The following is a 21,471-nucleotide window of genomic DNA, read 5'->3' as shown; positions in this document are numbered from 1 at the left end:
CCTCCGACTCTATATATCATACTTAGCATTATATACCCCCTAGGGGTATATTCAAGCATTTTCTACAAAAAAAACGACGGAACTAGTCCGTCGTCCTTTACAAATATTGTTTTACTCTGATTTTTTGCCCTGCTCAAGTTCTAGTAAAAATACTTTCTTATCTAGTCCTCCACCGTAGCCCGTAAGCTTTCCATCGCTTCCGATTACTCTATGGCATGGAACTATTATAGAAATATCGTTATGTCCAACTGCTCCGCCTACAGCTTGAGCAGCCATCCTCTCTATTCCTCTTTTGCGAGCAAGTTCCATAGCAATTTCACCGTAGGAAACCGTCTTTCCATATGGAATTTCTAAAAGTCTTTTCCAAACCTCTAAACGAAAATCAGTTCCGATGAGGTGAAGCTTTGGTGTAAAGCCAGGTTCCCTTCCATCAAAGTAAATATCTAGCCAGGTCTTAGCCTCCTCAATGAATTTAGCTGCATCGCAATCTTGCATTTCAGCTGGCTTATGCCTAGCATCCGCACTTTCGCCCTCAAACCAAAGACCCGTAAGCCCTTGATTATCAGCGCATAGCACTATATCGCCAATTGGCGATACGTATTTTCCGCATACTTGCATTTGCAAATTCCTACATTTTGGAGAGTAGGTAGTATACGCAGAATCTTACGCCTGCACCTGTTCCACCAACGTGGTTATACCCCCAAGCTGATTCTGCATACGCAGGTCCAGCAATATCAAGGTGAAGCCACTTATCCTTGTATTCAGGCTTAATAAATCTATCTAGGAAGAGCCCTGCAGTGATTGCACCACCACTTCCACCTGAAACCGAGTTCTGAATATCAGCAACCTTTGACTTAATCAAAGGCCTTAGATGTCTATTGAACTCCATAATTGAAAGTAGCTCTCCGCTCTTTTCGCCATTCATCTTGAAATCATGTTGCAAGTGTACATTGTTTCCGATGATTCCAGTTGTATAAATTCCGATACCAACACTGATAGCCCCAGTTAAAGTTGCCATGTCAAAGATATAATCAGGCTTGATCATGTCCTGAGCCCATGATAGACAGTCAGCAAGAACGAGTCTTCCCTCTGCATCTGTGTTTGTAACTTCAATAGTCACCCCTGCACGTGTTCTAATAATATCATCTGGTTTATATCCTTTGCCACCAATCGCATTTTCTGTACATCCAAGGACCGCATGAATCTCAAAAGGTAGCTTCATCTCAGCAGCTGCCTTAATCACACCTAGAGCAGCCGCAGCTCCTCCCTTATCTGACTTCATTGTTAACATTGACTGACTTGGCTTTAGTGAAAGTCCTCCTGTATCGTATGTCAATCCTTTTCCGACAAACGCGTACCTACCCTTGCATTCTCCACTTGGCTTGTATGTCATATGCACTAGCACTGGATCATGTGGCGAAGCTTGATTTACCGCAAGAAAGGCGTTCATATTCTGCTCTTTTAGATAATCCTTGCCGAAAACCTCACAGCTAACGCCTTCTAATTCAGTTAGAGCCTTAGCGTCCTCCGCCATCTTCTGTGGTGTATAAATCTGTGGAATTTCATTGACTATGTCACGAACATAGTTAGTAGCACCAGCAATCTTAAGTCCTCTGTCAAGGCCCTTCTGCGCTGATTCTAGGTCTGAATCTGCAAGCTCACATAGAACAACTTCCTCTAGAGTTGATGCCTCTGCATCGCTCTTGTACTTGTCAAATGAGTACATTGAAAGCTCAAACCCCTCAACAAATGCAGCATAAGTATCCTCAGCTGAAACATCGTTTGCAAAAAGCTTAGTCTTTAGACTCTTAATCTTGTGCGCCTTAATTTTGCTAACAACCTTTGCTAGAACAAGTCTTAGCGATTCTAAATCCTTATCCTCAAGACTAGCATAAACTCTGCGTGATGTTGGTACATCCATTACATCTCCTTCGCTGAACTTACATAGCTCAAGAACATCCTTATCCGCTAGATTTTCTATCTTGTCTCCTTCTACAAAGCAAAGCTCGTAATCACAGCTTAGCTCTGAAAGAGGCTTATTTGATAATTTGTACTGCATATTATCATCCTCCTTTAGTTAAATTTAGTTTTAAGAAAGACTGTGCACATGACCAAGGCCCGCACACAGTCCATTTTACATTAATTAGTGTTTTTGGTTGAACGCTTCAAGTCCTGCATACTTTGCATTCTCGTCAAGCTCTTCCTCTATGCGAAGTAGCTGGTTGTATTTAGCAACTCTCTCACTTCTGTTAGGAGCTCCTGTCTTAATCTGTCCTGCGTTAAGTGCTACTGCAAGATCAGCGATTGTTGTATCTTCAGTTTCTCCAGAGCGGTGTGAAACAACTGCTGTATAACCTGCCTTCTGAGCCATCTTGATAGCCTCGATTGTCTCTGAAACTGAACCGATCTGATTTAGCTTGATTAGGATTGAGTTAGCGCAACCCTGCTCGATTCCCTTGTGGAGTCTCTTAGTATTTGTAACAAATAGATCATCGCCGACAATCTGAAGCCTATCGCCGAGCTCTTCTGTCATCTTCTTCCAACCTTCCCAATCCTCTTCATCAAGACCGTCTTCGATTGAAACGATAGGATATTTATCAACCAGTGACTTCCAGTGTGCAACTAGCTCAGCTGATGTGAATTCCTTGCCACTCTTTGGCTGCTTGTACTGGCCCTTAGCACTGCCCTTCCACTCACTTGCTGCTGCATCCATGGCGAGAACGAAGTCCTTGCCTGGTTCATAGCCACAATCCTTGATTGCCTTTAGGATGTACTCTAGAGTTTCCTCGTCGCTTGATAGGTTAGGTGCATATCCACCCTCATCACCTACTGATGTAGCATATCCTTCTGCCTTGAGAAGCTTGCCTAGCTTGTGATATACCTCAGCGCACTGACGAAGACCCTCTGCAAAGCTTGATGCTCCAACAGGCATAATCATGAATTCCTGTGTATCAACAGTGTTGCTTGCGTGTGCACCACCGTTTAGGATGTTCATCATAGGTACAGGAAGAACGTTTCCGAACTGTCCTCCTAGGAATCTATATAGCGGAATGTCTAGTGAGTTAGCTGCTGCCTTAGCACAAGCAATAGAAACCGCAAGAATAGCATTCGCACCAAAGCGTGACTTATCCTCTGTTCCATCAGCCTCTATCATCGCCTTGTCTATAGCGTAGATATCTGAAGCATCCATTCCTAGAAGAAGCTCATCGATCTCATTGTTGATAAAATCAACGGCCTTGAGAACTCCCTTGCCGTCATATCTGCTCTTATCACCGTCTCTGAGCTCGAGCGCCTCAAATTCACCTGTGGAAGCTCCACTTGGTGCAGCACCTCTGCCCATGCTACCATCCTCTAGATATACTTCAGCCTCAACAGTAGGATTGCCACGTGAATCCATAATTTCTCTACCTATAACCTGTACGATTTCCAAATAAGCCATATCTCTCATTCCTTTCAGTTACTTGAATTCGTTTCATAATTAATTCAATATACGGCTGCATCTTGCAGTGCGTTATATATTCTTTTCGATAGGCATTAAGCCTACATCCCTATTATAGTTTATTCCCCAAATCTATGCAAATACGAAAAACTTATTTTTCTTGTTTTGATGAGAAATAGTTGTAGTATAAAAGGCCTGCTACAACGACTGCACATCCCATAATCTCCCACTGCGTTGGGAACTGTCCTAGGAATATGATGCTCAGGATAATTGCAAACACTGATTCTCCAGATTCCCAAGCAGATACATAGAGCGAATCGACATAGCCGAAGCAGAGGTTAAACACTGCATGTGCACCTATCTGGCATACCAAAGTTAAACCCAAAATCAAAGCATAATCCTTGAGTGAGTAGCCTAGCACTGGTGTCTTTGTTGCAATTACCCCTATGGTAAAACAAATCCAGCAGGCTAAGAATACGAGAAATACATATACTTTTCCACTAACTTCCTTTCGGACTTCGTTTCCAATTGCAAAATATAGTCCCATGAAGATTGCTGCAAGAAAAGCAAGAATATCACCAATGAAGTTTCCCTGCGAAAGCTCCCTGTAATCAAAACCAGCAACCATAGTTCCACCCAGCAAGGCGAGAACGATTCCAAGAATTTGTCTCACGCTCACCTTACGCTTAAACACGAAAACCGTTAAAATTATCACTACGAGCGGATGAAGCGCTGCTAAAACGACTGCACTACCTATGTTCGTGAGCTTAACTGCATTGAACCAGCAAAAGAAATGTCCAAACAGAAATGCTCCTGCAAGGAAGGTGCTTATGTGGTTCTTCTTTGATACAGAAACAAGTTCTTTTCGCTCTTTTATAAGCACTGGTATTGCAAAGAATGGAAGCCCTAGTGTGAGCCTCCAGAAACCTATGGCCATTGAAGGCGCCTCAATCGCTCTACCAAAGATGCCCGATGACGAACCTGCAATCACGGCTAGCACTACTATTATTTTTACATACTTTTCTAAGAAGCTTGGTCTTCCGCTATCTAGCTTAGATATATTTTTCTCTGTCATTTCCTTATTATCTTTCTCCTATATATTTAAATTCATATAAATTCTTTCTCTTTGCAAGAATAGAATATTGATATATACTTTACTCAGATAAAAATCTGAAAGTGAGGATATCCTATGAAATTTTTCATTGCTGACGCATTCAGCGATACACTCTTTGGCGGCAACCCAGCAGGCGTTGTGCTTCTTCCAAGTGGCACAGACTTTCCGTCAGATGAAACCATGATAAAGACCGCAGCTGAGCTTCGCTACTCAGAGACAGCATTTATAAAGCAGCTCTCAGATAACGAGTTCAATGTTAGATATTTTACTCCAGTTGCCGAGGTTGACCTCTGTGGACATGCCACAATTGCAGCCTTCTACTGCTTGATGAGTGCAGGAGTAATCTCTGAGAATTGCCAGTGCCTAAACCATACAAAGGCAGGTGATATCAATATTGAAGTCAAGGATTCCTTCGTAATGATGGAAATGGCTGCACCAAAGTTCATGCACCTTATGGATAACCCACTTGAACTTGATAGGATTTATGAAATAATGGGCACTGAGTACGATGCAAGCCTAGAGCTTCGCCCAATGATCATCTCAACTGGTCTTCCAGATATAATGCTGCCGGTTAAGACAAAAGAAGAACTTGAGGCACTTCAGCCAGATATGTTCCTTTTATCAAAGGTATCTGAGGAATACAAGGTTACAGGAGTTCACGCATTTACCCTTGACTCAGAGGATGGCGTTACCGCGCACTGCAGAAACTTTGCACCTCTTTACGACATAGATGAGGAAGCTGCAACTGGAACAGCAAGCGGCGCTTTGACCTACTACCTCTACCTGAACAGATGCATTGGTGCTAGTGATAGCTGTAACCTAGTTCAGGGAGAAGCTATGGGAAGACCATCAGCCATACTCACTGAAATCAACGCTGATTCGAAGGCTGGCGGCTCAGTTGACTGCAAGATCAAAGTTGGAGGCAAGGCAGCTCTACTCGCAAGTGGCGAGATAATGCTATAAATTAGATATCAAAGGCTTGTGTGCTTCTTGGAGCTTGCACAAGTCTTTTTTGATGCAACGAGCTTAATCTATAGATTATCTATCATCACATTCATCCATTTTTTGGATAGATACCTCTTAAATACAACAATGAATTTCACTATCTCTTCCGTCTTTACCAAAATCACAGCTAAATAAATTGGAAGATGCCACCATATCGCCGATGCAAAGGCGAGTGGTACTGCAACCAGCCAAACACATCCTGACTCAGCAAGCATGGCAAAGCGTGTATCTCCACCCGCACGAAGAGTACCAGTAATCTGTATTCCATTATGCAGATTGATGGACATGAATGCACCATGAATCAAAAGTATTAAGAAAGTATAGTACTTTCCGGTCTCCGATAGGTTGAACAGTTCACTAAGTGGCTTTGATAGAAGCATCATTACAAGCCCCGTAACCGCGCCAAGAATTACTCCCACCTTAAGCAGATATTTAGAAGCTCTCCAAGCCTCTTCCTTATTGTTTTCTCCAAGTCTTTGCCCTATCAAAGTCAGACTCGCATCCCCTACACTAAAGGCTGCAAAGAAGAAAATACTTGTAATCGAAACCGCTGCCTGAAAGCCCGCAAAGGCAGTCGTTCCAATGCGATTAAACGCGGCCGCATACATAGTCTGTCCAGCACCCCAGAGAACCTCATTTGTGGTAGTTGGGGTTGCGTTTTTGACGATTCTTTTCACAAGTTCTTTATTGTAATCAAAGTAGTCACGTATTGGCCCCTTAAACATATTGCTATTTGAGAATAGAAATCCCGTAACAATCAAAACCTGCATGAGCCTTGCAATCACTGTTCCAAGAGCAGCACCTTGAACGCCGAGCATAGGCATTCCAAACTTTCCATAAATGAAAAGATAATTTAGGAAGGTATTCGTGGTAAATACAACTACACTGACCACCATAGGAACCTTCGTCTGTTGTGAAGTCTGAAAGCCCATAAGTACAGGAACTGAATATGCTATAAAAATAAACTGAAGACTGTTTGTCCTCATGTAAATCACAGCAAGATCAAGTACCTGCGGATCATTTGTATAAAATGATAGTATTTCTCTAGTAAAGACATTGCCCAAGATAAAGAAAATGGTGCTTACTGCAAGCATTGCAGTCACTGAAAATCCTATGCACCTTCTCATATTCTTTTTGTCATTTGAACCATAAAACTGCGCAACAAAGGTCGCTGTTCCGCTTGTCATTCCATATATAAGCATGTAATGAATCATGAAGATTTGAGTTCCGACACCAACGGCCGCAAGCTCAACCTCACCTAGAAAGCCAACCATCAAATCATCCACAAGCCCAAGGGTCGTAGACACTACTCCTTGAATCGCAATTGGCACTGCGATTTTAATAAGCTGCCTTCGCAGAGCCGCTTTCTCGCGTCTTTCCGTACTGAGACGTTCTGCCATTTCCATGTTTTTCTCCGTATCCCTATATCAAAAATAGCGCTCGCTTTGGACGAGACGCTAATTTATTGCTATAACTTTGTGCCCTATCTCGCAAAATCATTTATTCGCAAGGCACGTTCTATTTCTCTTTTGCATCAAGCTCTTCAGAAACCTTTGCTCCATCGCTTTTGAAGTGCGCCTTCTTCTCCTCCTGAGCGATGTTAACAGCCTTGATGCGAGGCATCTTATGGTTTGGATCTGTTAGGAACACATATAGATATGCACCTGCTATGAGTGCTAGAACCACAGCATCCTTGTAAAGCTCTCGGCTGATTAAAACAGCAGACATCCCCATAATCGCGCTTATGCCGTAGAGCATGATTACAGTGCGTCTCTGTCCATATCCATATGCCATGAGTCTGTGGTGTAAATGTTCCTTATCTGCTCCCATGATAGGCTTGCGATTAACCATTCTTCTCAAAATCGCAAATGAAGTATCAAAGATAGGAATTGCGAGAACCACTACAGGAACAACAACCGCAATCATAGTCGATCTCTTAAGAGGACCTACAACTGATAGAATTGCAATCATAAATCCAAGGAACAAAGCTCCGCCATCACCCATAAAAGTCTTTGCCGGCGAGAAATTAAAAGGCAAAAATCCTATGCAGCTTCCAGCAATAGCAACCATGGCTATACAAACTATTGGCATTCCTGCTATACCGCCATGAATGTAGGCTATATAGGCAATGCAAAGTGCTGCAATAGCTGAAATACCCGCAGCAAGACCATCAAGTCCATCTATAATATTTATTGTATTTGTGATACCAATTATCCAAAGAACTGTAACCACAAAGCAAATAGCTGTATTGAAATGCAGTCTTCCCTCGCCAAGGTAATTTGCTATAAAAGATATCCTCATATCCATAGAAAACATTAAAACTGCAATTGCCGTCTGGCCTATGAGCTTAACTATAGCCGGAAGATTCTTGAGGTCATCGACCACACCAAGCAGGTACATTAGAGCTCCTCCGAGCATAGCAACCCTAATCTTCGGCTCATCCCACTGTAATACAGCAAGAGTTACCATTACACCAGCAAATATAGCAAGGCCTCCAAAACGAGGAATTGGCCTCTGATGCATCCTTCTCCAGTCCCTAGGCACATCTATTGCGCCTATTAGGTGAGCAATCTTGATGCTTATTGGAGTAAACACAAAAGCAACCACGACTGACATACCAAAAGCCGCTAATATTTCATATATATTTAGATCTACATTTGAATCCATATCTACTCCTGATCAAATAAATTCTCAAAATAGATTTCTGCTAGGTAGAGCCCGCATGGTGGTGCCGTATGACCCGCTTGCTTCCTATCGACACTTGAAATTATTGATTCCATATCGCTCGGTGCTTTTTTCCCACTGCCAATCTCAACCAAGGTTCCTGTGATAATTCTTACCATGTTGTAGAGAAATCCATCACCACAGACTTCTATCTGCACCTCTGAGCCGCCCCCAGCCTTATCAATTCTGCTAGTTTTCGCAGCACTTATAGTCCTCACTGTAGTCTTGCGGGGATTTCCTCCAGCCGACTGAAACGCAACAAAATCATGAGTTCCAACTAGATACTTGCAAGCCTCATTCATAGCATCAACATCTAGCTTCTCATCTACAAAGTAACAATAGTTGCGTTCAAATACGCTGACGCCCTCATCGCATACCCTATATATGTACTTCTTCCCCTTGCAGTCAAAACGCGCATGAAAATCTTCAGATTTTTCTTCTGCTGATAAAACTCTAATCGCACTGAGCTTACTACCAGCACCGTATCTCCCACCTGAAAGCATATTGTTTACGGCACGCGCGATTCTGTCTGTAGGTATCTCAATATCCTCCTTGAAATTGCAACACTGAGCAAGTGCATGAACCCCCGCGTCAGTTCTGCTCGTTCCCGAAACCTTAATCGGTTTTTGGCACACCAAACTCAGTGCTTCCTCGAGCTTTCCCTGAACGGTTATCTGTCCGTCCTGCTCCTGCCAGCCATGAAATAGGCTGCCGTCGTATTCCAATGTCAAAAGAATATTTTTTTCCATAAACAACATTATATCAAAATTGCCACTGTACAGCTATATAAAATATTATATAAACCTAATGTCCCAGAAGAATATAAGGTAAATCGCTGTGATAATCGCTATGTACGGTGCCATAGGAAGATATTTCTTTAGCTTGTACTTGGGCTTTGCTGCTGCATATACAAAGAGAAATATCGCATGAAGCGCAAGTAGCATGTAGCTTCCCATCAAAATAAAAAAACTACCAAAACTTCCGCAAATAAGACCAATTGCTGTAAAAAGTTTGATATCTCCACCGCCCATCGTATTCTTGCGATAGCACAGCTTTCCCATCAGTGCAATGACAAAGATAATCACAAATGCGATTAATCCACCAGACAAGATTTCCCAAACTCCATCCTTATATGGAATAAATCCGATGCTGCAGACAGCAAGTAAAATTATCAGTTGGTCTGGCAAAATATTGTATTTCACATCAGCGATAGCAAGTTCAAGAAGAAGCCATAGCGTAAAACTAGAAGCTAATGCAAACTGCAAGTCTTCCCTTATCAAGGTCATATTTAGGATAACAAATAGCATACTGAAAATATACTTCCACGGCATGCTCTTAACCCTTTGCACATCCATGCTCATAAGCTCCTCAGGCGGATCCTCGTCGTAGTCACAAAGCCATTCTGCCGGCATTCTATTAAACAAATACACCGCTGCATTGCCCTGAAAAATCGATAAAAACACTGCGCATCCATATATAAAAATTTTAAAAATCAAATCTGTATTCATCAAAATCTCCTCAGCAATATGTTAACATGTATCACCATGAGTTAAAAGTAAAACCAAAAAATCCCCAAATGCAAAAACCCGCATCCACTAAAGCGTGAATACGGGTAATTTAATCTATCTACAAATTTTACTCTGTGAACAACGGAGTTGAATAGTAGCGATCTCCACTGTCAGGAAGAAGCGCAACTATTGTCTTTCCTTTGTTCTCAGGCAGTTTTGCAAGTCTTAGCGCAGCGCTCAAAGCAGCACCAGAAGAAATTCCAACAAGTACACCTTCTTTATGTGCTAGAAGCTTTGCAGCTTCAAAGCTCTCATCATTGCTAACCTTAAGAACCTCATCAAACACTGACTTGTCAAGTGTATCCGGAATGAATCCAGCTCCGATTCCCTGAATCTTATGAGGACCAGCTGCCTCCCCAGAGATTACAGCTGAATCTTCTGGCTCAAGAGCAACTACCTTTACACTAGGCTTCTTGCTCTTAAGGTATCTTCCTGTTCCAGAAACTGTTCCACCAGTACCTACACCTGATACGAAGACATCTACCTCTCCATCTGTATCTTCCCAAATCTCAGGACCTGTTGTCTCCTCATGAGCCTTAGGATTTGCAGGGTTCATGAACTGTCCTGGGATGAAGCTATTCTCAATTTCCTTTGCGAGCTCCTCAGCCTTTGCGATTGCACCCTTCATTCCTTTTGATCCATCTGTCAAAACGAGCTCTGCTCCATAAGCCTTAAGTATATTTCTACGCTCAACACTCATGGTCTCAGGCATTGTCAAAATGATTCTATATCCCTTTGATACTGCTACTGAAGCAAGCCCGATTCCTGTGTTTCCTGATGTTGGCTCAATGATAGTGCTTCCCTTCTTTAGCAGACCCTTAGCCTCTGCATCCTCTATCATAGCTCTTGCGATTCTATCCTTAACACTGCCTGCTGGATTTAGATATTCTAGCTTAACTAAGACTCTCGCCTCAAGATTTTCCGCCGCCTCGATGTTCTTTACCTCAAGCAGTGGTGTTCCTCCTATAAGCTCTGTTACATTCTTGTAAATCTTTGCCATGTCTACACCTCCTGAAATAAACATTTCATGTCATAAATTATATTAAATAGTTATAAGTAATTAATACCTAATATTGTCTTATAGTGAAAATATTACCCTTTATTTTTTTGTTTCAATCACACAAAAATAAAATTTATCCTATTTATTTCTACGAACTCTTGTATCTTTTAAGTCATAGTTTTATAATTATTTTGTTAAGTTAGCCTATGCTAACTTTGGTGCACAGATATTGCAAAATCCTCTTTTGATGTATGTAAACTACGCTATGTATCAAAATTGGATTGTCATAAAACTTTAGGAGGACAGTAATGTTTTTACAAATTGAAGAAATCAACAAATCCTACGGCTACGGCGACAGCCTTGCGAAGGTTTTGAATGGTATTAGTCTGGATATAAAGCGTGGTGAGTTATGTGTTTTGCTCGGTCCATCAGGCTCTGGCAAATCAACACTTCTAAACATCATCGGCGGCATAGAAAGCGCAGATTCAGGTTCCATTGTTATAGACGGTTCTGCAATAGAGAGCATGAATCAAAAGGAACTTTCTAACTACAGGCGTAACCACCTCGGCTACGTTTTTCAATTCTACAACCTAATTCCTAACCTCACGGCTAGAGAAAACATAGAGGTCGGAGCCTATCTTAGCAAAAGGCCACTAGATATCGACGATTTAATTGAAACTCTTGGTCTTACGGAGCACCAGCACAAACTTCCAAATCAGCTTTCGGGCGGGCAGCAGCAGAGAGTTTCTATAGGTAGAGCCATTGTTAAAAACCCTGATTTGCTGCTGTGTGACGAGCCGACTGGCGCGCTTGACTACAATACATCAAAGGAAATTCTCAGCCTTATCAGCGAGGTTAACAAGAAATATCAAAGTACAATTATCATTGTAACCCACAACGATGCAATCAAGAATATGGCTGACACTGTAATCACGCTTCGAGACGGCACTGTGAGGGAGTCTTACCACAACCAGAGCAAGATTTCAGCAGCTGATCTAGATTGGTAGGTGTGACATGCGAAACCCTTTAAATAAACGAACTAAACGCGAGCTAAAACACGAGTGGGGAAGATATTTAGCTATATTTTGTTTTATAACTTTGATGATTGGATTTACATCCGGTATGCTTGCGACCGACCATAGCATGGAAGTTACATATAATGAGAGCTTTGAAAAATACAATATAGAAGACGGCCACTTTCGCCTTTCTGCTGCTCCTGATGAAAGTTTTATAAAAAATATTGAGGACGAAAACGATGTTAAGCTCTATGACATATCATACAAGGAAGTGACAGCCGGCAAAAATAAATATCGTATATTTGTAAACCGTGAAAAGGTTAACAAAGCGAGTCTCATGGATGGCAGGCTTCCAGAGAAGAGCGATGAGCTTGGCATAGATAGACTCTTTGCCAAAAACAATTCCCTAAAAATCGGCGACACCGTCAAATTGAAAGGTAAGAGTTTTAAGATAGTCGGACTCATAGCTCTTTCCGACTACAGTGCCCTATTCCCAAAGAATACGGACACAATTTTTAATGCTCAGGACTTTACAGTAGCAACAGTTACAAGCGAGGGATTTGATCGCTTAAGCGATGCTGCAACAACACCTGTATTCGCATGGAAGAATAGTAAAAACCTTAGCGAAACTAAGCAAAAAAAGCTCTATGATGACTTAGCTAAGTATATTGCTGTCAAGGCGGCCTATCAGCAAATCACTCTTGATGAATTCATACCGGCCAAGGAAAATCAGGCAATAATATTTACGGGAAACGACATGGGTAGGGATCAATCCGTAATACTCGTTTTGCTTGCTATAGTCATGATTATAATGGCGTTTATCTTTGCTATTACAACGCTTAGCATGATAGATAAGGAATCGAAATCTGTCGGAACTCTGCTTGCATCTGGATACACACGTGCCGAACTAACATGGCACTATATGAGAATTCCTATACTCATTAGCTTACTCTCTGCGATTTTGGGAAATATCCTAGGATACACCTATTTTAAAGGCCTCGTTGCAGGGCTTTACTATAATTCCTACTCGCTTCCTCCATTTAAGATGACTTGGAGTTCATATGCTTTTTATGCGACGACAGTTTCGACGATAATCATAGTTTTGCTCGTAAACCTTTTGATTATCAGCTATTCGCTCAGGCGTTCGCCGCTTAAGTTCCTAAGACATGACCTTAAGAGAAATAAATCAAAGAATGCTACCAAACTTCCACCTTTGAGCTTTATGTCTAGATTCAGGCTGAGAGTAATCCTTCAGAATAAAGGAAACTTCCTAGTTTTGTTCCTCGGAGTTGTCTTTGCTAGCACGCTGATGATTTACAGCATGACAATGCAAACGCTCTTTATTCACTACAAGGACACGGTAGCCAAGACCGCTCCAGCAAAATACCAGTATGTGCTAAAAACTCCTACTGAAACCGCAAACAAGGATGCAGAAAAGATTTGTGTAAACACCCTAAAATACAAGCAGAAAGGATTCGAAAATCCAGACGATATCTATGTTTTAGGCGTTCCTGATAAGTCAGCATACTATAAGAATATGCCTAAACTACCTAAGGACGATAAATCCGTCCTCGTAAGTGATAGCTACCTTCAGAAATACGACCTCAAGGTCGGTGACAGAATAAAGCTTACAACTGAATACAAAGACAAAAGCTACACATATAAAATTGCTGGAAGCTATGAATACAAGCAGGGACTTTCAGTATTCATGAGACAAAGCCTCTTCAGAAAGGACTTTGATAAACCTGACGACTGGTTCAATTCATACCTTACAAATGAGAAACTCAAAGACATTCCGGAAAGCAATATACATGTTATAAACACTCCTGAGGATTACACTGCCATAGCAGATCAAATGCTTAATTCCATGGCAGGTATCTTCGAGATGGTAGTGCTCGTCTCAGCAATAATGAGCATCATCTTAGCCTACCTAGTCACAAAGGTTATTCTAGATAATAATGTAGTTTCAATATCCCTTATAAAGATTTTGGGCTACAGAAGCTCTGAAATTGCAAAGCTATATGTAATTTCAAGTGCGATAATTTTCATGATAAGTCTTGTTTTGAGCATACCTATCGGCACTAAAATCATGGCAGTATCATACAAAATATCGACAAGCTCCTTCTCAGGCTGGGTAGATTTATACATCAGTACATCCGTATACGTCAAAACTTTGATAATATCAGTAGCCAGCTTTGTCGTATCAGCTGCTTTGCAGTTTAGACACATCAAAAGGATTCCGATTTCTGAGGCGCTCAAAAACAACGAGTAGCCCTTTTGATGGAATGTCGCTGTCGCCCTGTGGATTTAGGCGCGCGACCACGCAGGCCTCGCATTTTGATAAAAAATTGTATAAAATTATTTTTCCTGAAAAATGTAACCGATGTTACATAATTATCTTTTGTGTATATGTATAATATAGACATAAAAGATAGCAGATGGGCCGAGGCTCATATTAGGATAATTGATTTTAAAAGGAGAATAGACATGAAACCATTAGATTTAAACCGTTCAGTACACGACCTAGTTAAAGAATACCCTGAACTACAGCAGATTATGTACGATCTAGGATTCACAGAGATAAACAAGAAAGCAATGCTCAACTCAATTGGAAAGATCATGACAATTCCAAAGGGTGCAAAGATGAAGGGCATTTCAATGCTAGATGTTGTTAGCACTCTCACATCAAAGGGCTTCCAGCTCGTTGGCGAGATGCCAAGCACAATAAACCTAGACGGGGCAGGTAGCGAAGATGTTAAGCCTTCTGGCGCACCTGAATCAAAGGAAGAAAGAACAGCACTTCTCAAGGGCTACCTAAAGAGACTTGGAGAAGGCGAAGAACTAGAGTCTGTTAGAGCTGATTTTGTTGAGAAGTTTAACAGTGTTGACGCTTCAGAGATCATGCAGGCTGAGCAGGAGCTCATCGCAGAAGGAACTCCAATTACTGAGATTCAGAAGCTTTGCGACCTACACTCAGCACTTTTCCACGGTGCAACACAGGAGGAGAAGATTGCAAATGCTGGTAGCGCTGTAATCGAGTCAATGAAGGCAAAGAAGCAGGAAGAGATTAAGAACACTCTAGCTGCTAACAGCACTGGCCAAATGAGCACAGCAGAGGAAAGAGAAAAGCTTCAGCAGGACAAGCTTCAGCTTGCAGCAACCCTAATTGCAATCCCTGGCCACCCACTCGAAACTCTGACACGTGAAAACGATGTTCTAGCTCAGAGAATCAGCGACACAAGAGCCGCTATCGAAAACAAAGCTAGCAACGAAGAGATTCTAAATAAGTTTGAAGGCGTAAGAGAAATCGCTATCCACTATGCGGAAAAAGGCGACCTCATCTACCCTCACCTAAATGTAAAGTACGGAATTTCAGGTCCATCAAATGTTATGTGGACTGTTGACGATGAGATCAGAGATGAGATGACTGCTCTAACAAAGAACCGCGCTTTTGATGACGCATGGTTCGAAAGGGTTTCAGCAGTTTTGACAAGAGCCGAAGAGATGATCTACAAGGAGTCAAATATCCTCTTCCCTATCTGTGCACTTAACTTTGCTACTGAAGAGTGGTATAGAATCTATCACGACTCCAAGGACTACGCAGACTGCATGGGCATCGTTGCCAATGTTTGGCCAGAGGCTGAGGAATATGAGAAGACAATGTTCGATAAGAAGCCAGAAGGTGAAACTGTTGAAAATGCTACATCATCGTCTAATAGCGATGAAATCGTAATGCCTGGCGGACACGTTACTCTTGAGCAGCTAACTGCTCTTTTGAACACAATTCCAGTTGAGATTACATTCGTAGATGAAAACAATATCAACCGCTACTTTAACGAAGGACCAAAGCTCTTTAAGAGACCTTCTATGGCTATAGATAGAGAAGTTTTCTCCTGCCACCCTCCTAAGATTGCGCCAATGGTTAGAACAATCATCGAGGACTTCAGAAACGGCGTTAGAGACGAATTCCCAGTATGGGCAGAAAAGCAGGGCAAGACAATGCTAATCAAGTACATGGCAGTGCGTGATAAGGACGGAAAGTACCTAGGAACAGCCGAGTTTGTTCAGGAGATGGACTTTGCAAAGGAACACTTCCAGAGCGAAGATAAATAGCAAATAAACGAGAAAAGCCCGCTTGCGTTGCAAGCGGGCTTTTTGTTGATGTAACTATTTTACAATGGCATCAATTGCCCTATTTGATATAAGATCGCTGTCCCCAAGAACAATCTGATCCTTTATCGAGTTTTCTTTTACATATTGCTTTGCAAATTCTGTATTTCTCTCATTGATCAAAAGCAATGGTGCCCCACGTTTTTCCGCAAGCACACCTCCGCAAAGACCGTCAGGGAAATTACCTCCATAACCTATAACAACACTTTTAGGATTCTTAAAGAAATGTTTTGCTACTGCAACCGAAGTTTCAAAGCGATCAGCACCGAAAACTCTACCTACTTTTCCAAGCCCGCTTAAGCTGGTTTCGACTGCACTGCTTACAGTTCCGCTATCTCCTATTAGAGTGTAATTTCTAGATCTAATGCTCTTTAGATATGCTATTTGCTCTGCTGTAAGAGTCTTTCCAACAAGTAGTAGCGGACGACCTGTCGCTGAAGCAGAGAGGCTATCTGCGAATCCGTATCCTGAGCAAACTAAAATTTCTTCATTATTCACCTTAGCTTCTTTTAGAATTGCTAAGTTTGTTGCAAAACGATCTTCTCCAGCTAATCTCTTAACTGTAAAGTTTCCATCAAGTCTAGTTCTAACAACCTCTGGGACAACATCAGATTCTCCGAGCAAGTAGACCTTGCTTGACTTGCCTGGCCTTAGATTTGCCTGAATGTATTTTATAGTCTGTTCTGTGTTGTTTCTATTTACTAGTAGAAGTGGTGCATTATTTACCTTTGCTAGATATGCTCCTGAAAGTGCATCAGCATAGTTGTCTCCATATGCTACAACTGCTGTGTCAAACTTATCCTTACCTTGCTCCTTTTTTAGGGCATCAGCAATCTTTATAGCAGTCTCATATCTATCTTCTCCCGCAAGTCTCAAAGGTTCCTTTGCAGGCTCTTCTTTCTGCTTTAGCTTAATTGTTAGGTCGAGGAATGCAGTAGGAGGAATGTATGTGACATCTGTCTTTCCATTCTTATCCTGGTACATTCTTGACCCTGTTTGGAGTCTGATTTCAAAGTCCTCATCATCCAGGCTAAGCGGATTTGTGTTGTAACCTATGTACTTTGTTATATCCCTAGTCTTACCAGTGCTGTATACCGCCTCAACTTTAAGTCCTGTTGGATCAAAAGTTTCTCCAACTGTGTACTCAGTTTTCTTAGGCTTCTGCGTAATCCTAAGCTCTTTGATTGTAGGTCCTATCATGAACATATGCGATGAATCGTTTTTGAAGTATATATTTCCGTATTCATCAGCAATAGGGCTACAAATTACATACTGAGCATGGGCACCTGATGGAGTGAAAAGTGTAGGCGCAACTGTATACTGGTTCTGCCTGTTATCTGTTTCAATCTGTACCTCAGACGGCGCAGTTTGACCTGGTTTATCCTTGATAACTCTCATCTTTCCTGGTGTCAAGTTCTCAAAAAAGTATACGTATACACTTTGATCATCCTTCTCGTATGCTGTTGTAAGCAAGCTGCTTGCCTGTGGATATCCTCTAGTTTCAATTGAGTATGCAATAGTGTTACTCTTAAGGTCGATTACTGAGATATTATGTCCACTATACGGAGCAAAGTTACCACTTCCTCCTACGCCAATATATGCTCTTCCCTTATAAATTACGGGAGTTGATGCACTAAAAGGAATGTATGACTTTGAGCTACCTGATAGGTATTTCTGGTAGTTCTTTGGAAGGAGCGAAAGCGTTTTGATGGAATCTCTATCAAAGCTTCCGTCCTCATTTAGCTTGACTGAGCAGAAGTATCCGCCCTTTGTAACAAAGTAGTACCTTGCTGTTTCCTTATCAAACATTACTGTGCTTCTGATATCGCCAACAAATGTATCTTTGATTGAGTCAATTACTCTTCCATTTATCGGATCAAGTGAAAGAAGCTCGCCATAAGCTGTTCCTGTGCTCTTTCCGTCATCTGATCCGACAACGATATAGGTTCTAGCCTGCTTTGATGCAACTTCTATCGCACCAGCATTTCCGTTTCCTACATAAGCACCTGCCCAGTAGTAACCACTTCCTTCGTGAACCCATGAAGCTGATTTAACTTCATCAGTTCTTGTTGGGTCCTCATCTGTAACAGATAGGCAAACAAATTCTGCACGGCTTTCCTCCCCAACCCAGAAGCCTGTGTAGATATATCCATCTTTGTAGGCAATTGGGCAGTTTGGTTGTCCTCCACGAGGCGCTTCGTAGATCCAAAGTGACTCTAGAGTCTCGGCATCAAAGGCCTGAATTGTTCCATCTTCTAGACCCACAAAAATCATACCCTCTGCATAGGTAGGCGCGTTAATCGCAAATGAAGATTTCTTCTTCATCTGAGCAGTTTTTACGATTTCTCCTGTCATGGAGTCGAACTTCAAAATTGTTGTTCCTGCATAGTTATATATGTATCCATCTACCATAATTGGGCATCCAAGCGAGCCGTACATGTCGGCAGATCCAAACTTTGTAGCCCAATATAGAGTAGTTTCCGAGGCATTTCTTGGAAGTGGATAGTTCAGTACTCCGTTGTTATTTGTGTCGTATCTGAAATTTGGCCACTCCGCCTTTAGATCCTTGTTCAGCTTAGAATTTACTGGAGCCTTTACAAGGGCAACATTTATTGATGTCTGATTTTCCTGTTTAAAAGTCTTTGACTGAGCAATATAGTCAGCATGTGTAACCGTGTAAGTATATGATGTTCCCTTAACAAGAAGGAAGCTTCCGTCTGCCTCTGGGCTTACAGCTTTTCCACTCTTCTCGTTTTTTAGGCTTATGCGTGAATCTTTAGGATTTGTGTTAAATCTCACGCTTACAGGCTGAGCTTTTGTTACCTTCACAGTGTACTTGTTGCTCACATTTCCTGTTTCTGCATTTATAACTTCAATTTCAACATCTTCTTCTGACTTGCTTGCATCAAGTTCTAGGTTTGCTTTGATAGCCTTGCCATCTTGAGTTCGGACGTACTCCTTACCGCGAATCTTTGCGACATATTTGCCCAAAGCCTCTTCACTTTCATCTCCGCCTGGGAATGTCAAACTTAAATCAATTGAACTTACATCGCTAGAAACTTCGGCCTGATACTTGTTTACTGTGTCGATATAGCCAGTCTCTCCATTTGCATAAAGATCTACAGCATTTCCAAAGTTATCTGTAATGTCAAGCGAATGAAGTGTCGTGCTTCTCGCCGTGCTAATTTTGTATTCCTGATAGTATGTGACATTGCCTGAAGTCTTGGATACTATCATATTCACGGAATTATTGAGTCCGCCGACATTAACTAACTTATTAATTTTCTGTGAGCTCACACCCTTTAGCCATTTTTCAGCCTTAGTTTTTACTCCATCGTATGTAGTGTATTCACCCCTAGAAATTGTGACATCTTCGCCAGCTTTTTCAATCTTTACATCAAAAATTTCCGAGTAATCTGGAACGACATACTTATAGCTATGATCCTTCCAATCAAAACTCTTACCATTAGCTTCCTTAAATGGAACAGGCTTATTTACATTGAAGTTTCTTGCAGTTGAAAGCGAATTTATCAAAGCTTCCTTGACTGGAGTCTTTGCCTCAAAAGTATTTGCTTTACCAGCTTCAACTTTGATAGATGCCTTTGCGTGGTAATCCTTATCTAAGGTTGAAATCCACTCGTAGTTACCAGCTCCAACATTGAAGATAGCCTCTGTGTCCTTAACCTGATCAGCCTTAATTTCGCCACCCATCTGATTTACAAGTTTTACGTCAACGCCCTTTGCTTTCTTGACCGTAACCTTATAGCTAGGCACCTTATTGATATCTACTCTGTACGAATTCTCGGTATATGTATTTGTGTTCATTACCGAAATATTTACAGAGCCCTGACTTGCATTAACCTCGTGCTTGCCTGCTTCAACGAAATTATCATCTATTCGGATCAGATATCCTTCTGCTGCACTTCCGAAGCTTGCATTCGCGTTCTTTCTCTGTGTTGCTAAATCAAATGTAAGCTTATCATCCGTAGTATCAAATCCATAGCTCATAGTCTCAGGATCAAAATTAATTGGTATAGAATTTCCATTCTTATCAGTCACCGCAAGCTTACTCAGGGTTGGTAACCTTTGAGTATCAACCGGATAGTACTGTCTCTGAATATAGCCGTTCTCTAGCTGGTGAACCACTTTAATCTTAAAGCTATCTGCAGACATTCCATAATTGATTACATTCTTTAGCTTTCTATTATTGCTAGCCCATGGTATTACATTCTTTGATTCACTCTCATCTCCATAGTCTCTGCCATCATATACGCCTTTGTAAACAGCATAAAGCTTGTACTTCCAAGAATATCCCTTTGGAGCACCATCATTTGCTTTAATATTTACATAGAGATCTGAATCTGCATCGTATGGCTTTGTTGTAACATTATATCCACTCTTAATTGTGTGAAGTTCTGTCTTAGCTGGATTTCCCGACATAAACTTCATACCAGCAATCATGTTATCAAGCATCAAAGGAGTATCGATTACCTTCTTCTCCCCTGCAGCCACTGTAAATGTTCCACTGACTTCGTTCTGCCCATATGTCACAACAAACTTGTATTCACCGCTGTTTAAAGCAAGTGCAGCTCCATTTGTTCCCTTAAATTCCTTGCCATACTTATTGACAGCAGAAACACTAGCACCACTAACAGCCCTGCCATCCATGGTCACATTAAAGCTTACTTTTGCCTTTTCCTGCGAATTCCAGTCCTTGTACTTCTTATAGGCATCCTTAAGCTCATTCGTCAAAGCCACAGCTTTTTCCTTATCGGCCTTTGGAAGCTCGCTTAGTGCCTTGTCATATGCAGCCTTGACATCGTCAAACTGTCTCTCCTCTTCGGGCTTGCTTTTGTGATCAGCTAGGAGAGCAACAAGCGCCTGGTATTCCTTTGTTTTGACATCGGCATCAAGTCTTTCTGTGAAAACTAGTGCTCCAGCGTCCTTACCTAGTCCGCTAAGGTCGTACTTATCTCCATTATAGTATCTGACGTAGTTTCCAACCTTACCGTCAATTTTCTTAATCTCTGTCTCTAGGTTCTCAAAATTGTGTCCACTGTTCTTGAGTGCAACCCAGATTGGTTCATTGTCTAGCACCCAAACATTGTGTGGCTCAAAGATGAGTCCATCCTCTTTGTTCATTGCAACCACAGCGAAATGTGGCTCATCAAGCTTATTCTTGGTCTCATCGACCGTCGAAGGCTTATCAGCTGCTGCACGTGGCTGCGCTGCTCTTTCACTTACCTGACTATCACTATTAGCCGTGTTTTCTGGAGTCTCTCCAGTATTCGCAAAGGCGAATTGAACACTGCTAAGCGTCATCGCAACAAGTAAAACAAATGCCCATAATTTTCTAGTTCTGCTTGCTTGTTTCATTTGCATTTCCTTTCATAAAAATAGTTTACTTTTTTGAAAATAAAAAAGTCGCTCAAATG

At 41.6% G+C, this 21,471-nt stretch carries 12 protein-coding genes and 2 pseudogenes; 4 read left to right on the top strand and 10 right to left on the bottom strand.

Going from position 1 to position 21,471, the window contains the following annotated elements:
* Positions 1–111: 111 nt before the first annotated feature.
* The 4 genes from ADJ67_01245 to ADJ67_01230 form a co-directional block, all read right to left on the bottom strand.
* Positions 112–618: a 6-O-methylguanine DNA methyltransferase gene (locus ADJ67_01245; protein ID AKT46460.1), complete on the bottom strand. Its 507-nt coding sequence runs from the start codon at positions 616–618 to the stop codon at positions 112–114.
* A 10-nt stretch (positions 619–628) separates the two neighbouring features.
* Complete coding sequence (locus ADJ67_01240; protein AKT46459.1) at positions 629–2,059, bottom strand: aminopeptidase A; 1,431 nt, start codon at positions 2,057–2,059, stop codon at positions 629–631.
* Positions 2,060–2,143: 84 nt separating this feature from the next.
* Positions 2,144–3,439 carry an enolase gene (gene eno / locus ADJ67_01235; protein ID AKT46458.1) on the bottom strand — a complete coding sequence of 432 codons (1,296 nt, stop codon included), beginning with the start codon at positions 3,437–3,439 and terminating at the stop codon, positions 2,144–2,146.
* Between the two features lie 151 nt (positions 3,440–3,590).
* Positions 3,591–4,514: a hypothetical protein gene (locus ADJ67_01230; protein ID AKT46457.1), complete on the bottom strand. Its 924-nt coding sequence runs from the start codon at positions 4,512–4,514 to the stop codon at positions 3,591–3,593.
* 114 nt (positions 4,515–4,628) lie between these two features.
* On the opposite strand from ADJ67_01230, the gene ADJ67_01225 reads away from it, so the two are divergent.
* A complete protein-coding gene (locus tag ADJ67_01225; GenBank protein AKT46456.1) occupies positions 4,629–5,516 on the top strand; it encodes a hypothetical protein in 888 nt (295 codons plus the stop codon).
* Between the two features lie 68 nt (positions 5,517–5,584).
* Here ADJ67_01225 and ADJ67_01220 read toward each other — a convergent pair whose 3' ends face one another.
* The 5 genes and pseudogenes from ADJ67_01220 to ADJ67_01200 all read right to left on the bottom strand — a co-directional run bounded on the left by ADJ67_01220 (position 5,585) and on the right by ADJ67_01200 (position 10,850).
* Positions 5,585–6,964, bottom strand: a complete 1,380-nt coding sequence (locus ADJ67_01220; GenBank protein ID AKT46455.1) for a hypothetical protein — start codon at positions 6,962–6,964, stop codon at positions 5,585–5,587.
* Positions 6,965–7,211: 247 nt separating this feature from the next.
* Positions 7,212–8,225: pseudogene (locus ADJ67_01215) on the bottom strand (hypothetical protein).
* A 2-nt stretch (positions 8,226–8,227) separates the two neighbouring features.
* Positions 8,228–9,031, bottom strand: a complete 804-nt coding sequence (locus ADJ67_01210) for a hypothetical protein (GenBank protein AKT46454.1) — start codon at positions 9,029–9,031, stop codon at positions 8,228–8,230.
* A 45-nt stretch (positions 9,032–9,076) separates the two neighbouring features.
* Positions 9,077–9,391: pseudogene (locus ADJ67_01205) on the bottom strand (hypothetical protein).
* A 526-nt stretch (positions 9,392–9,917) separates the two neighbouring features.
* Positions 9,918–10,850, bottom strand: a complete 933-nt coding sequence (locus ADJ67_01200) for a cysteine synthase (protein ID AKT46453.1) — start codon at positions 10,848–10,850, stop codon at positions 9,918–9,920.
* Between the two features lie 308 nt (positions 10,851–11,158).
* Between ADJ67_01200 and ADJ67_01195 the strand changes: the two genes are divergently transcribed.
* The 3 genes from ADJ67_01195 to ADJ67_01185 all read left to right on the top strand — a co-directional run bounded on the left by ADJ67_01195 (position 11,159) and on the right by ADJ67_01185 (position 15,979).
* Positions 11,159–11,857: an ABC transporter ATP-binding protein gene (locus ADJ67_01195; GenBank protein ID AKT46452.1), complete on the top strand. Its 699-nt coding sequence runs from the start codon at positions 11,159–11,161 to the stop codon at positions 11,855–11,857.
* A 7-nt stretch (positions 11,858–11,864) separates the two neighbouring features.
* The gene (locus ADJ67_01190; GenBank protein ID AKT46451.1) at positions 11,865–14,138 is read left to right on the top strand and encodes a hypothetical protein; all 2,274 of its coding nucleotides are present in this window, start codon (positions 11,865–11,867) and stop codon (positions 14,136–14,138) included.
* A gap of 215 nt (positions 14,139–14,353) precedes the next feature.
* On the top strand, positions 14,354–15,979 hold the full coding sequence (locus tag ADJ67_01185) for a histidine kinase (GenBank protein AKT46450.1): 1,626 nt from the start codon (positions 14,354–14,356) through the stop codon (positions 15,977–15,979).
* A 54-nt stretch (positions 15,980–16,033) separates the two neighbouring features.
* Here ADJ67_01185 and ADJ67_01180 read toward each other — a convergent pair whose 3' ends face one another.
* Complete coding sequence (locus ADJ67_01180) at positions 16,034–21,412, bottom strand: hypothetical protein (GenBank protein AKT46449.1); 5,379 nt, start codon at positions 21,410–21,412, stop codon at positions 16,034–16,036.
* Between the last annotated feature and the right edge of the window lie 59 nt (positions 21,413–21,471).

Source organism: Eubacterium sulci ATCC 35585 (assembly GCA_001189495.1).
GTDB lineage: Bacteria > Bacillota > Clostridia > Peptostreptococcales > Anaerovoracaceae > Eubacterium_B > Eubacterium_B sulci.
Note: the sequence above shows the minus strand (reverse complement) of the source record. Positions and strands in the feature narration are given on the sequence as shown.

Excerpts from the sequence above, each read along its gene's own strand:
- ADJ67_01245 (AKT46460.1), bottom strand. The coding sequence starts at position 618 with ATGCAAGTATGCGGAAAATACGTATCGCCAATTGGCGATATAGTGCTA.
- ADJ67_01240 (AKT46459.1), bottom strand. The coding sequence starts at position 2,059 with ATGCAGTACAAATTATCAAATAAGCCTCTTTCAGAGCTAAGCTGTGAT.
- eno (AKT46458.1), bottom strand. The coding sequence starts at position 3,439 with ATGGCTTATTTGGAAATCGTACAGGTTATAGGTAGAGAAATTATGGAT.
- ADJ67_01230 (AKT46457.1), bottom strand. The coding sequence starts at position 4,514 with ATGACAGAGAAAAATATATCTAAGCTAGATAGCGGAAGACCAAGCTTC.
- ADJ67_01225 (AKT46456.1), top strand. The coding sequence starts at position 4,629 with ATGAAATTTTTCATTGCTGACGCATTCAGCGATACACTCTTTGGCGGC.
- ADJ67_01220 (AKT46455.1), bottom strand. The coding sequence starts at position 6,964 with ATGGAAATGGCAGAACGTCTCAGTACGGAAAGACGCGAGAAAGCGGCT.
- ADJ67_01210 (AKT46454.1), bottom strand. The coding sequence starts at position 9,031 with ATGGAAAAAAATATTCTTTTGACATTGGAATACGACGGCAGCCTATTT.
- ADJ67_01200 (AKT46453.1), bottom strand. The coding sequence starts at position 10,850 with ATGGCAAAGATTTACAAGAATGTAACAGAGCTTATAGGAGGAACACCA.
- ADJ67_01195 (AKT46452.1), top strand. The coding sequence starts at position 11,159 with ATGTTTTTACAAATTGAAGAAATCAACAAATCCTACGGCTACGGCGAC.
- ADJ67_01190 (AKT46451.1), top strand. The coding sequence starts at position 11,865 with ATGCGAAACCCTTTAAATAAACGAACTAAACGCGAGCTAAAACACGAG.
- ADJ67_01185 (AKT46450.1), top strand. The coding sequence starts at position 14,354 with ATGAAACCATTAGATTTAAACCGTTCAGTACACGACCTAGTTAAAGAA.
- ADJ67_01180 (AKT46449.1), bottom strand. The coding sequence starts at position 21,412 with ATGAAACAAGCAAGCAGAACTAGAAAATTATGGGCATTTGTTTTACTT.